Here is a 13,238-nt window from a genome sequence, read left to right as displayed (position 1 = left end):
CGGTCTCCTGGCGAAAATGTGATTACCCGCGCAAATACGAATTTTGCTCGCCTGAATGAATTTTATATTCCATTATAGTGCGTTTATTATGAATTAAAAATTCCAGAGGTAAATAACATGAATCTAGGCTCTCTTGTTTCTGAAACGCGTAACCCGCAAACCATGGATCTTGATGCACTGTCCACGCTGGAGCTGGTAAACCGCTTTAATCAACAGGATACCCTCGTCGCGCTGGCAGTCAAAGAGACATTGCCCGAGGTGGCGAAAGCCGTAGACGCCGCTGCCGACGCTCTGAAAGCAGGAGGACGCATTATTTACATGGGGGCGGGTACCAGTGGGCGACTCGGTGTGCTGGATGCCTCAGAGTGTCCCCCGACCTTTGGCGTTCCGCACGGTCTGGTCGTTGGCCTGATTGCCGGTGGCCCCGGCGCGCTGCTGAAAGCGGTGGAAGGGGCAGAAGACAATAAACAGCTTGGGGAAGACGATCTCAGGGCGCTGAACCTGACCGCGCAGGATCTGGTCGTCGGGCTGGCGGCTTCTGGTCGTACGCCGTACGTCATTGGTGGGCTGGAATACGCCAGACAGACGGGATGTACCACGGTGGCCATCTCTTGTAACCCGGGTTCGCCGATTGCGCAGGTGGCCGCCATTGCCATCTCTCCGGTCGTCGGGCCGGAAGCGCTCACCGGCTCCACGCGCCTGAAATCGGGAACCGCGCAGAAGCTGGTGCTCAATATGATCTCCACCGGCGCGATGGTGAAATTCGGCAAGGTCTACCAAAACCTGATGGTGGATATGCAGGCCACCAACGTCAAGTTGGTGGACAGAGCCTGCCGCATGGTGATAGAGGCGACAGGGGCAGGTCGGGAAGAGGCGGAAGCGGTACTCAAACAGACCGATTACGACGTCAAACCCGCCATTCTGATGATATTAACCGGGCTGGATGCAGCCGCGGCCAGAGCCAGGCTCGAAGCCCATCACGGGTTTTTACGGGCGGCATTAGAACACCAATAAGAGGCGTGTATGGACAAAACAGCAGCGCTCGCCAGCGACATCCTGCTTGGGATCGGTGGGGAAAAAAATATTCAGCGTCTGGAAAACTGCATGACGCGTGTACGCGTCGAGGTGCACAACGACGAAAAGCTTGATTTAACGCGCCTGAAGCAGCTCCCCGGCGTGAGCGGGTACGTTAAACAGGGGCAACAGCACCAGCTGATTGTCGGTCCGGGCAAAGCGGCGCAGGTGGTTGATGCCATGCGCGCCCTGATGACGGGCAGTGAAACGGCTCCCGCCTTTGACGACGCGGAACGCACCAAAGCGCAGGCGAAAGCCAAATACAAAGCCCCCATGAGCGATGCGCTGCGCCAGCTGGCAAACGTCTTTATTCCTCTGATCCCGGCGTTTATCGCATCGGGGCTGATCACCGGGATTATCAATATCCTCAAGCGTCCGGATATTGTCGGGAATTTCGCCACCCAGTATCCGAACCTGCTGGGTATTCTGGCGATTTTCGGCAGCGCGGTGTTTGCCATCATGAACATTCTGGTGGGGGTAAACACGGCCAAAGTGTTCGGCGGCTCGCTGGCGATGGGCGGTGTAATGGCGGGTATCCTCTCCAGCCCGCAGCTGGCGCAGATTACGCTGTTTGGCGAGGCGCTTCAGCCAGGCCGCGGTGGGGTGATTGCCGTGCTGCTGGTGGTCATTCTGATGTGCTGGATCGAGAAAAAGCTGCGCGCGTTGCTGCCAGGCTCGATTGAGCTGATCCTCAACCCGCTGCTGACCACATTGATTACCGGGAGCGTGGCGATTGTGGCGCTACAACCGTTAGGTGGCGCGATCTCTGAAGCCATCGCCCACGGCGCGTCTCTGGCGATCGATCGCGGCGGGCTGCTGGTGGGGGCCGTGCTGTCCGGGACCTTCCTGCCGTTAGTGCTGACCGGTCTGCATCAGGGGCTGGTGCCGATCCACGTCGAACTGGTACAGGCGCACGGCTATAACGCACTGCTGCCGATCCTGTCGATGGCGGGCGTTGGGCAGGTCGGCGCGGCCATCGCGGTGCTGATGAAAACCCGCAACGCGCGTCTGAAAAAGGTCATTAAAGGGGCGCTGCCGGTCGGGTTACTCGGTATCGGCGAACCGTTGATTTTCGGCGTGACCTTGCCACTGGGTAAGCCGTTCCTGGCCGCCTGCCTCGGTGGCGCGGTGGGCGGGGCGTTAATCAGCTACTGGAAAGTGGCGACCGTCATTACCTTCGGGATCTCCGGTTTACCGCTGGCATTAACCATCGTGACCGGAAAAGTGATGCTCTATCTGTTAGGCTATCTGGTAGCGGTGATCGCCGGGTTCCTGTTTACCTGGCTGTTAGGATTCAACGACCCAGAGGAGTAAGGTTTGGCCAGTCACGAGCGTCGCGTTGTCTTTTTTGATCTGGATGGAACGCTGCATCAGCAGGATATGTTCGGCACCTTTATGCGCTACCTGCTGCGGCGCCAGCCCCTTAACGCGTTGCTGGTATTACCCCTGTTACCCGTTATTGGTATCGCGCTGCTGGTGAAAGGCCGTGCAGCGCGCTGGCCGATGAGCCTGCTGCTCTGGGGATGCACGTTTGGTCATAGCGAAGCGCGCCTTAAGCAGCTCGAACAGGATTTTGCGCACTGGTTTCGCGGGCACGTCGCCGCGTTTCCCGTGGTACAGGCGCGCCTGACCAGCTATCTCGACGCCAACGATGCCGATATCTGGCTGATTACCGGCTCCCCGCAGACGCTGGTGGAGCATGTCTATTTTGATACGCCCTGGCTGCCGCGCGTGAATCTTATCGCGACACAAATCGCGCGCGGCTACGGCGGCTGGGTGCTGACTATGCGCTGCCTCGGACATGAAAAAGTGGTGCAGCTGGAGAAACGCATCGGTACGCCGCTGCGTCTGTACAGCGGCTACAGCGACAGCAAGCAGGACAACCCGCTGCTCTATTTTTGCCAGCACCGCTGGCGCGTCACGCCTCTGGGCGAACTTCAGCAACTCGAATAGTCTTATCTGTACCGGCTGTGTATAATGCCGCCCGCTTTTCGACTGGAGTATCAGCCCTTGTCCAACCCTGAACACAATCATGAATACTGGATGCGCCATGCGCTGGCGCTGGCTCAGCGCGCCTGGGAAGAGGGCGAAGTGCCCGTGGGCGCGGTACTGGTCCATAACAATCAGGTGATTGGGGAAGGGTGGAACCGTCCGATTGGCCGTCACGATCCTACCGCGCATGCTGAAATTATGGCGCTGCGTCAGGGCGGACTGGTGCTGCAAAACTATCGTCTGCTTGATACCACCCTGTATGTCACCCTTGAGCCGTGCGTAATGTGCTCCGGGGCGATGGTGCACAGCCGAATCGGTACGCTGGTGTTTGGCGCGCGGGATGAAAAGACGGGCGCTGCTGGTTCACTGATGGACGTACTTGGGCATCCGGGGATGAACCACCAGGTGAAAACTATCGGCGGGGTACTTGCACCAGAATGTTCGGGTCTGTTAAGTGACTTTTTTCGAATGCGTCGGCAGCAGAAAAAGCAACAAAAGGCAGAATTGAAACCGCAGGATGATTAAGCTCGTCCGGTGCGACCACCGGATAGCTTTCAGCCAGCTGTTGCGCCTCGGCTGCCTCTTTTTCTTTCTCCAGCAGATATCCCACCAGGCTTATCTGGTACTTACGAATATTTTCCACGTAGGCATACGCTTCATGCCCGCGCGCATAGCCGTACGTCAGCTTCTGGTACCACTGTTTCTGGCTAAGCAGCGGCAGGCGCTGTTTTACATCTGACCAGCTGTCCGGGTTACCTTTGGTTTTCGCCGTCAGCGCCCGCGCGTCGAGCATGTGCGCATAACCCATGTTATAGGCGGCCAGCGCAAACCAGATACGCTCCCCTTCCGGGACCGTCTCCGGCACTTTCGCCATCATATCCTCTAAATACTGCGCGCCGCCGCTGATGCTCTGTTCCGCATCGGTCCGGTCGCTGATGCCGAGGCTCTGGGCGGTATTTTTGGTCAGCATCATCAACCCGCGCACGCCCGTGGGGGAGGTGGCCTGAGCATCCCAGTGCGATTCCTGGTAGGAAATTGCCGCCAGCAGCTTCCAGTCAATCTCCTCGGCGTACTTCTCAAACAGCGGTTGCAGGTCCGGCAGCACGCTGTCCACCGCGCGCAGGAAAGTGCGGGTGTCAACGTAATCAAAATCGTCCCCGTGACCGAGATATTTCTCTTCCAGGCGCGCCAGGGTGCCGTCTTCATTGATGGAATTAAAGAAATCGAGCATAGCCGCAGAGACGGTTTGATCGTCGTCTAGCTGGGTAAACCAGGTCACCGGCTGTTCGTCGGTCACATCCAGCGCCACGGCGATTTCAGGATGAACGCGCTGGAAAAGGCTGATCGCCACCGAATCAGCAATGGTATAGGCCAGCTTTTTATCTTTTACCTGCTCCAGCAATTCAGTCGTGCCGAGTTTAGGATCGACCGTCCAGCTGAGGTTAGGGTATTTTTTCTCTTTCAACGCCCGCAGATCGTCAATCACCACATGGCCTGGCGCAATGGTCAATTGCTGGTCGGTGATGTCGGCCAGTGAGCGCGGGCGCAGGCTACCCACACGATAAACCACCTGCTGCGACACGGAGTAATAGGTCGGGCCCGGCTGATAGTTTTTGCTGCGTTCGCTGTTGTACACCAGACCTGCGGCGAGAATATCGGCACGGTCATGGTCCAAATCATCAAATAGCTGGTTGATGTTCTGCCGCACGGTAACTTTCAGCTTCACGCCCAGATAGTCCGCAATCAGCTGTGCCAGTTCGTAATCAAGACCGATGGTTTTACCGTTGATATCGTCGTAAATAAGCGGGGAGGAGAGGGTACTGACGCGCAACTCCCCCCGCTCCTGAATGGCGGCGATACGGTTTTCGGCCTTGCCGAACCAGGGGATAGACGGCCAGAGGGCCACTGCCAGCAGCAACGTAACAATGCCGATGAGCAGATAATTAATCTTTAATTTTTTCAATTAGTTAATTCTCTGCGACGCCGGTTGCCTCAGTGTGCTGTAGTCATGTTAAGAGTAGAGTTTGCCATTGATTGAGCGGCATTTTGCGCAAAGTAGCGCCAGTTGGCAACCAATTAGAGAGACAGGTCACATCTATTGTTAAACATAAAGGATGATTTTATTTCGACGCAAACGGTTTCGTCGGCGCTCAGGATTCTCTATAATGACGCCCGTTTTCCCCCCTTGCGCACACTGTAAGCGCCCCGGCGCTTCGAAGACGAGAGACTTATGATGGAAATTCTGCGTGGTTCGCCTGCACTGTCTGCCTTCCGTATTAACAAACTGCTGGCACGTTTTCAGGCGGCCGACCTTCCGGTAAGCAATATTTACGCTGAGTATGTCCATTTTGCTGACCTGAACGCCCCCCTGAATGCAGAGGAGCGCGTACAGCTGGAACGCCTGCTTAAATATGGCCCAAGCCTGAGCAGCCATACGCCGACCGGCAAATTAATCCTCGCCACGCCACGCCCTGGCACCATCTCCCCCTGGTCTTCCAAAGCCACCGACATCGCTCGCAACTGCGGCCTGAACCAGATTAACCGTCTGGAGCGCGGCGTGGCGTACTATGTGGAAGCGTCAACCCTGAGCGACGCGCAGTGGCAGGTGGTTGCCGCAGAGCTGCACGACCGCATGATGGAGAGCGTGTTTGATTCTCTGGATGATGCGCAGAAACTGTTCTCCCACCATCAGCCTGCGCCGGTACAGAGCGTGGATCTGCTTGGGCAGGGGCGTCAGGCGTTGATCGACGCAAACCTGCGTCTTGGTCTGGCGCTCGCAGAAGATGAAATCGACTACCTTCAGGATGCATTCGTTAAGCTGAATCGCAACCCGAACGACATCGAACTGTATATGTTCGCGCAGGCCAACTCCGAGCACTGCCGCCACAAGATTTTCAACGCCGACTGGATTATCGACGGCGAACAGCAGCCGAAGTCGCTGTTCAAAATGATCAAAAACACCATGGAGCAAACCCCTGACCACGTGCTGTCTGCCTATAAAGACAACGCCGCGGTGATGGAAGGTTCCGAGGTGGGCCGCTTCTTCGCCGACCGCGAAGCGGGGCGCTATGACTTCCACCAGGAGCCTGCGCATATCCTGATGAAAGTGGAAACCCACAACCACCCGACGGCGATCTCCCCGTGGCCGGGTGCAGCGACCGGCTCCGGCGGTGAAATCCGTGACGAAGGTGCGACCGGTCGCGGCGCGAAACCAAAAGCGGGTCTGGTCGGTTTCTCCGTTTCCAATCTGCGTATTCCGGGCTTTGAGCAGCCGTGGGAAGAAGACTTCGGCAAGCCAGAGCGCATTGTCACCGCGCTGGATATCATGACCGAAGGCCCGCTGGGCGGCGCGGCGTTCAACAACGAATTTGGTCGTCCGGCGCTGAACGGTTACTTCCGTACCTACGAAGAGAAAGTGGACAGCCACAACGGCGAAGAGCTGCGCGGCTACCACAAACCGATCATGCTGGCGGGCGGGATCGGCAACATTCGCGCCGATCATGTGCAGAAAGGCGAGATCGTCGTCGGCGCGAAGCTGATCGTGCTCGGCGGCCCGGCAATGAACATCGGTCTGGGCGGCGGGGCAGCCTCGTCTATGGCTTCCGGCCAGTCTGATGCGGATCTCGACTTCGCGTCCGTGCAGCGCGACAACCCGGAAATGGAGCGCCGTTGTCAGGAAGTGATCGACCGCTGCTGGCAGCTGGGCGATGCCAACCCGATTCTGTTCATCCACGACGTGGGCGCGGGTGGACTCTCCAACGCTATGCCTGAGCTGGTGAGCGACGGCGGTCGCGGCGGACGCTTCAACCTGCGCGATATCCTGAGCGATGAGCCGGGCATGAGCCCGCTGGAGATCTGGTGTAACGAATCCCAGGAGCGATACGTGCTGGCGGTTGCCGCCGATCAGCTGCCGCTGTTTGACGAGCTGTGCCGCCGCGAGCGCGCGCCGTATGCGGTCATCGGTGAAGCGACCGAAGAGCAGCACCTTTCCTTAAGCGACACCCACTTTGACAACCAGCCGATCGATCTGCCGCTGGACGTGCTGCTCGGCAAAACGCCGAAGATGACCCGCGACGTGCAGACTCGCAAAGCGGCGGGCAAAGCGCTGGATCGCCAGGGCATCACCGTGGCAGAAGCGGTTAACCGCGTGCTGCACCTGCCTGCCGTGGCAGAGAAAACCTTCCTGGTCACCATCGGCGACCGTACCGTGACCGGTATGGTATCGCGCGATCAGATGGTCGGCCCGTGGCAGATCCCGGTCGCTAACTGCGCCGTGACCACCGCGAGCCTCGACAGCTACTACGGCGAAGCGATGGCCCTGGGCGAACGCACGCCAGTGGCGCTGCTGGACTTCGCCGCTTCTGCCCGTCTGGCGGTCGGTGAAGCGCTGACCAACATCGCCGCGACGCAGATTGGCGATATCAAACGTATCAAACTTTCCGCGAACTGGATGGCCGCTGCCGGTCACCCGGGCGAAGATGCCGGCCTGTACGAAGCGGTGAAAGCTGTGGGTGAAGAGCTCTGTCCTGCGCTCGGCCTGACCATTCCGGTGGGTAAAGACTCCATGTCGATGAAAACCCGTTGGCAGGAAGGTAACGAGCAGCGCGAGATGACCTCTCCGCTGTCGCTGGTGATCACCGCGTTTGCGCGCGTGGAAGACGTGCGTCATACCGTTACGCCGCAGCTTTCCACTGAAGATAACGCCCTGCTGTTGATTGACCTCGGCAAAGGCCATAACGCACTGGGCGCCACCGCGCTGGCGCAGGTTTACCGCCAGCTCGGCGATAAGCCAGCCGACGTGCGCGACGTCGCTCAGCTGAAAGGCTTCTACGACGCAATTCAGGCGCTGGTGGCGCAGCGTAAGCTGCTGGCCTACCACGACCGTTCCGATGGTGGCCTGCTGGTGACGCTGGCAGAGATGGCCTTCACCGGTCACTGCGGCGTTGAAGCAAACATTGCCACGCTTGGCGAAGACCGCCTGGCAGCGCTGTTTAACGAAGAGCTTGGCGCGGTCATTCAGGTACGCGCCGCAGATCGCGACGCGGTGGAAGCGATTCTGGCGCAGCACGGTCTGGCAGACTGCGTACACTATCTCGGTAAAGCGGTGCAGGGCGACCGCTTCGTGATTGAAGCCGACGGCCACGCGGTGTTCAGCGAAAGCCGCACCACGCTGCGTATGTGGTGGGCGGAAACCACCTGGCAGATGCAGCGCCTGCGTGACAATCCGGAATGCGCCGATCAGGAACACAACGCGAAGGCGAACGACAACGATCCTGGCCTGAACGTGAAGCTCAGCTTCGACATTAACGAAGACATTGCCGCGCCGTACATTGCGACCGGTGCGCGTCCGAAAGTAGCCGTGCTGCGCGAGCAGGGCGTTAACTCCCACGTTGAGATGGCGGCGGCCTTCCACCGGGCGGGCTTTGACGCCATCGACGTCCACATGAGCGACCTGCTGGCCGGGCGTACCGGGCTGGATGATTTCCAGGCGCTGGTCGCCTGCGGCGGTTTCTCCTACGGCGACGTGCTGGGCGCGGGCGAAGGCTGGGCGAAGTCTATTCTGTTCAACAGCCGCGTGCGTGACGAGTTCGAAGCCTTCTTCCATCGTCCGCAGACGCTGGCGCTGGGCGTGTGTAACGGCTGTCAGATGATGTCTAACCTGCGCGAGCTGATCCCGGGCAGCGAAGCCTGGCCGCGCTTTGTGCGTAACCAGTCTGACCGCTTCGAAGCGCGCTTCAGCCTGGTAGAAGTGACCCAAAGCCCGTCTCTGCTGTTGCAGGGAATGGTCGGTTCACAGATGCCAATCGCGGTTTCGCACGGTGAAGGTCAGGTTGAAGTGCGTGATGCGGCGCACCTGGCTCAGCTTGAAAGCAAAGGACTGGTGGCGCTGCGCTTTGTTGATAACTTCGGCAAGGTCACCGAAACCTATCCGGCTAACCCGAACGGTTCGGCAAATGGCATTACCGCCGTCACCAGCGAAAGCGGTCGGGTGACGATCATGATGCCGCACCCGGAGCGTGTCTTCCGTACCGTTAGCAACTCCTGGCACCCGGAAAACTGGGGCGAGGACAGCCCGTGGATGCGCATTTTCCGCAACGCGCGTAAACAACTGGGTTAAGTTTCAACGCCCTGACTGTAGGCCCGGTAAGCGCGAGCGCCACCGGGCTTTTTTGTACCTGTCGCAAAATCGCGACAATCCTCTGGGTTGAGTGTCTCCAATAAGAGACATTTAACTTATTGATTTATATATATCAGGACGGGTTCCCATTAAGGTGTTGCTTAATAGCGACACTTAGCCTGGAAATCATTCACCTGACAATCAATGCATTTTAATAATAAAACGATTATTAATCATAAGGATAGTATCAATTTTTGCAATCTGGCACGCACGTTGCATAATAGTAACCAGTGGCTCATTCACCTTCTTATGTCAGCCCCTTCGGGACGTGCTACATAAACTTCGAATGACGCACAAAAAGGTGCCTGCCGTCCAACTACTGATTATTGCAATGCTTTATCAGGCCAGGGCGAAACGTCGAGTTAGGCACCGCCTTATTCCATGACAAAGCCGGGTTTTTACCCGGCTTTGTTGTATCTGAAGGGCAGACTCAGTTACGCTCTCCTCAAACCCGGATGATGAGAGTAATGTGTTGAAACGCTGGCCCGCTTTCCCTCGCTCCCTGCGACAGCTCGTTATGATGGCCTTCCTGCTGATCCTGCTACCTTTACTGGTTCTGGCGTGGCAGGCATGGCAAAGCCTGAATGCGTTAAGTGCCCAGGCGGCCCTGACTAACCGCACCACGCTTATTGATGCCCGCCGTAGCGAGGCAATGACCAACGCCGCGCTGGAGATGGAGCGTAGCTATCGCCAGTATTGCGTGCTGGACGACCGCACGCTGGAGAGGGTTTATCAGAACCAGCGTAAACGCTACAGCGAAATGCTGGATGCCCATGCCGGGGTCTTGCCGGATGACAAACTCTATCAGGCGCTGCGTCAGGATCTGAACGATCTGGCGCAGCTCCAGTGCAAAAACAGCGGTCCTGATGCCGCCGCCGCCGCCCGACTTGAAGCCTTCGCGAACGCCAATACGGAGATGGTGCAGTCCACCCGTACGGTTATCTTTTCCCGTGGGCAGCAACTCCAGCAGGAGATTGCCGAGCGCGGCCAGTTCTTCGGCTGGCAGGCGCTGGTGCTGTTCCTCGTCAGCCTTGGGCTGGTACTGCTCTTTACCCGCATGATCATCGGCCCCGTAAAGGGGATCCAGCGGATGATTAACCGCCTGGGGGAGGGCAAATCTCTCGGGGATACGGTTGTTTTTAAAGGCCCGCGCGAGCTGCGCTCGGTCGGTCAGCGTATCATCTGGCTTTCTGAACGCCTGGCGTGGCTGGAATCGCAGCGTCATCAGTTCCTGCGCCATATCTCACACGAACTCAAAACACCGCTGGCCAGTATGCGTGAAGGCACGGAGCTGCTGGCAGACGAAGTAGCGGGGCCGTTAACCCCTGAGCAAAAAGAGATCGTGGCGATTCTGGATGCCAGTAGCCGCAATTTACAAAAACTTATTGAACAACTGCTGGACTATAACCGCAAGCTGGCGGATGGTGCTGTGGTGCTTGAAAGCGTTGAGATTGAACCGTTGGTGGACATGGTGATCTCCGCCCATAGCCTGCCAGCAAGAGCTAAAATGATGCATACCCAGGTGGATCTCAATGCGCCTTCCTGCCTGGCAGAGCCGATGCTGTTGATGAGCGTACTGGATAATCTTTATTCCAATGCGGTGCACTATGGTACTGAATCCGGTACCATTTATATCAGAAGCAATAACAACGGTTCGCGGGTATTTATTGACGTAGCGAATACGGGAAGCCCGATTCCGGATGATGAAAAAACGATGATCTTTGAGCCCTTCTTCCAGGGGAGTCATCAGCGAAAAGGTGCGGTAAAAGGAAGTGGTCTGGGGCTGAGTATTGCCCGCGACTGCATACGACGCATGCAGGGTGAGCTTAACATCGTGAGTGATGAACGCGCCGATGTCTGTTTTCGTATCGAACTGCCTCTTGAGCCGGAAAAATCAATGAAATGAATAACAACCTGGTGAGTATGTCACACGTCTTTTACCGCGCACTGCGCGCGGTGTTTTCCAGCAAAAATGTGCGCCTGAGCCTGCCCTGCTTACTGCTGGCCGGCTGTGTAACCCATGCGCCGAAAAGTGCAATTAGCCACAAACAGGAAGATAAATGGCCGCAAAAACAGCTGGCCGATTTCCTTTCAACACGTTGCGATGATATCTGGAACCTGTCGGGGCGTGATGTTGAATCCAATCCGCTGTTCTGGCTGCGCGGAATAGACTGCGCCCAGCGGCTGGCGCCCGCCGAGGCCCGTGCCCAGGCGGCGATGCTGGTGGACGATACCTGGCAGGACGCGTTTAAACGTGGGATCGTGATGGCGGATGCCAGAATCACGCCTGTCGAACGCCGCGCCAACGTGACGCGGCTGGATACTTACGTGATCAATATTCCCCCGCAGGTGCGCCCGGTCTATCAGCTCTGGCGGGATGGACAAACCCTGCAATTACAACTGTCTGAAGAGCGTTTCCGCTACAGCAAATTGCAGCAGTCGAGCGACAGCGAGCTTGATGCGCTTCGCCAGCAGCAGGAGTCGCTGCGCGAGCAGCTGGAAACCACCACCCGCAAGCTCGAAAATCTGACCGATATCGAAAGACAGCTCTCGACGCGTAAGCCGGCAGGCAGCTATCTGCCCGATGGGTCGAAAGGCAACTCTGCCACGACGCCAGACAGTGAGACGCCGAAACAAGAGGATGTGAAGCCATGACAAGCCGTAAACCTGCCCATCTGTTACTGGTGGATGACGATCCCGGGCTGTTAAAGCTGCTGGGAATGCGTCTGGTCAGCGAAGGCTACAGCGTGGTCACCGCTGAAAGCGGGCAGGAGGGGCTGAAAGTGCTCAGCCGCGAGAAAATCGATCTGGTGATCAGCGATTTGCGCATGGATGAAATGGATGGCCTGCAACTGTTCACGGAGATCCAGAAGCAGCAGCCCGGGATGCCGGTGATTATCCTCACCGCTCACGGATCTATTCCTGATGCGGTGGCCGCAACGCAGCAGGGGGTATTCAGCTTCCTCACCAAACCAGTGGATAAAGACGCTCTCTATAAAGCAATCGACAGCGCCCTTGAGCATGCGGCGCCATCCGGCGACGACGCCTGGCGTGAATCCATCGTGACGCGTAGCCCTGTGATGCTGCGCCTGCTGGAACAGGCGCGGATGGTGGCGCAATCCGACGTTAGCGTGCTGATCAACGGCCAGAGCGGGACCGGGAAAGAGATCCTGGCCCAGGCGATCCACAACGCCAGCCCGCGCAGTAAAAATGCCTTTATTGCCATCAACTGTGGCGCGCTGCCGGAACAGCTGCTTGAGTCTGAGCTCTTCGGCCATGCCCGCGGCGCCTTTACCGGCGCGGTGAGCAGCCGTGAAGGGCTGTTCCAGGCGGCTGAGGGGGGCACGCTGTTTCTTGATGAAATTGGCGATATGCCCGCGCCGTTGCAGGTCAAACTGCTGCGCGTGTTGCAGGAGCGAAAAGTGCGTCCGCTTGGCAGCAACCGCGATATCGATATCAACGTGCGTATTATTTCCGCTACCCATCGCGATTTACCCAAGGTGATGGCGCGCAACGAGTTCCGTGAAGATCTTTACTATCGACTGAATGTCGTCAACCTGAAAATCCCGGCGCTGGCCGAGCGTGCGGAAGATATCCCGCTGCTGGCAAATCACCTTTTGCGCCAGGCCGCTGACCGCCACAAACCATTCGTGCGCGCGTTCTCCACCGATGCGATGAAACGCCTGATGACCGCAAGCTGGCCGGGCAACGTACGCCAGCTGGTGAACGTGATTGAGCAGTGCGTGGCGCTGACGTCATCGCCGGTGATCAGCGATGCGCTGGTGGAGCAGGCGCTCGAGGGGGAAAACACGGCCTTACCGACGTTTGCGGAAGCGCGAAACCAGTTCGAGCTGAACTATCTGCGTAAGCTGCTGCAAATCACCAAAGGCAACGTGACCCACGCGGCGCGCATGGCCGGGCGTAACCGTACCGAGTTTTATAAATTGCTCTCACGCCACGAGCTGGAAGCGAACGATTTTAAAGAGTAATACCG

Annotated in this window: 9 protein-coding genes; 8 read left to right on the top strand and 1 reads right to left on the bottom strand. The window is 57.8% G+C overall.

The window, feature by feature from the left end; genetic code table 11:
* The first annotated feature begins 117 nt into the window (after positions 1 to 117).
* The 4 genes from murQ to tadA are packed head-to-tail and all read left to right on the top strand — an operon-like array spanning position 118 to position 3,591.
* The gene (gene murQ, locus LOC22_RS04555) at positions 118 to 1,014 is read left to right on the top strand and encodes an N-acetylmuramic acid 6-phosphate etherase (RefSeq protein ID WP_015572145.1); all 897 of its coding nucleotides are present in this window, start codon (positions 118 to 120) and stop codon (positions 1,012 to 1,014) included.
* Between the two features lie 9 nt (positions 1,015 to 1,023).
* Positions 1,024 to 2,388, top strand: a complete 1,365-nt coding sequence (locus tag LOC22_RS04550; protein WP_015572146.1) for a PTS transporter subunit EIIC — start codon at positions 1,024 to 1,026, stop codon at positions 2,386 to 2,388.
* A 3-nt stretch (positions 2,389 to 2,391) separates the two neighbouring features.
* Entirely contained in the window at positions 2,392 to 3,027 is a 636-nt protein-coding gene (gene yfhb / locus LOC22_RS04545; protein ID WP_017383550.1) for a phosphatidylglycerophosphatase C, read from the top strand.
* Positions 3,028 to 3,051: 24 nt separating this feature from the next.
* Positions 3,052 to 3,591 carry a tRNA adenosine(34) deaminase TadA gene (gene tadA, locus LOC22_RS04540; RefSeq protein WP_022649032.1) on the top strand — a complete coding sequence of 180 codons (540 nt, stop codon included), beginning with the start codon at positions 3,052 to 3,054 and terminating at the stop codon, positions 3,589 to 3,591.
* Here the strand turns inward: tadA and mltF are convergent.
* The gene (mltF, locus tag LOC22_RS04535) at positions 3,479 to 5,029 is read right to left on the bottom strand and encodes a membrane-bound lytic murein transglycosylase MltF (RefSeq protein ID WP_230239400.1); all 1,551 of its coding nucleotides are present in this window, start codon (positions 5,027 to 5,029) and stop codon (positions 3,479 to 3,481) included. The two genes, tadA and mltF, sit on opposite strands and share 113 nt — an antisense overlap.
* 267 nt (positions 5,030 to 5,296) lie before the next feature.
* Between mltF and purL the strand changes: the two genes are divergently transcribed.
* The 4 genes from purL to glrR all read left to right on the top strand — a co-directional run bounded on the left by purL (position 5,297) and on the right by glrR (position 13,233).
* A complete protein-coding gene (purL, locus tag LOC22_RS04530; RefSeq protein WP_160176806.1) occupies positions 5,297 to 9,184 on the top strand; it encodes a phosphoribosylformylglycinamidine synthase in 3,888 nt (1,295 codons plus the stop codon).
* Positions 9,185 to 9,716: 532 nt separating this feature from the next.
* Entirely contained in the window at positions 9,717 to 11,150 is a 1,434-nt protein-coding gene (gene qseE, locus LOC22_RS04525; protein WP_003860691.1) for a two component system sensor histidine kinase QseE/GlrK, read from the top strand.
* Positions 11,147 to 11,899: a two-component system QseEF-associated lipoprotein QseG gene (gene qseG / locus LOC22_RS04520; RefSeq protein WP_015572149.1), complete on the top strand. Its 753-nt coding sequence runs from the start codon at positions 11,147 to 11,149 to the stop codon at positions 11,897 to 11,899. The genes qseE and qseG overlap by 4 nt, the downstream gene beginning before the upstream one ends.
* Positions 11,896 to 13,233: a two-component system response regulator GlrR gene (gene glrR / locus LOC22_RS04515; RefSeq protein WP_015572150.1), complete on the top strand. Its 1,338-nt coding sequence runs from the start codon at positions 11,896 to 11,898 to the stop codon at positions 13,231 to 13,233. Before qseG ends, glrR begins: the two co-directional genes overlap by 4 nt.
* The last annotated feature ends 5 nt before the right edge of the window (positions 13,234 to 13,238 follow it).

The organism is Enterobacter sp. AN-K1 (genome assembly GCF_020971765.1).
GTDB lineage: Bacteria > Pseudomonadota > Gammaproteobacteria > Enterobacterales > Enterobacteriaceae > Enterobacter > Enterobacter hormaechei_C.
This window is presented reverse-complemented; position numbering and strand designations above follow the sequence as displayed.

Excerpts from the sequence above, each read along its gene's own strand:
- murQ (WP_015572145.1), top strand. The coding sequence starts at position 118 with ATGAATCTAGGCTCTCTTGTTTCTGAAACGCGTAACCCGCAAACCATG.
- LOC22_RS04550 (WP_015572146.1), top strand. The coding sequence starts at position 1,024 with ATGGACAAAACAGCAGCGCTCGCCAGCGACATCCTGCTTGGGATCGGT.
- tadA (WP_022649032.1), top strand. The coding sequence starts at position 3,052 with ATGCCGCCCGCTTTTCGACTGGAGTATCAGCCCTTGTCCAACCCTGAA.
- purL (WP_160176806.1), top strand. The coding sequence starts at position 5,297 with ATGATGGAAATTCTGCGTGGTTCGCCTGCACTGTCTGCCTTCCGTATT.
- qseG (WP_015572149.1), top strand. The coding sequence starts at position 11,147 with ATGAATAACAACCTGGTGAGTATGTCACACGTCTTTTACCGCGCACTG.
- glrR (WP_015572150.1), top strand. The coding sequence starts at position 11,896 with ATGACAAGCCGTAAACCTGCCCATCTGTTACTGGTGGATGACGATCCC.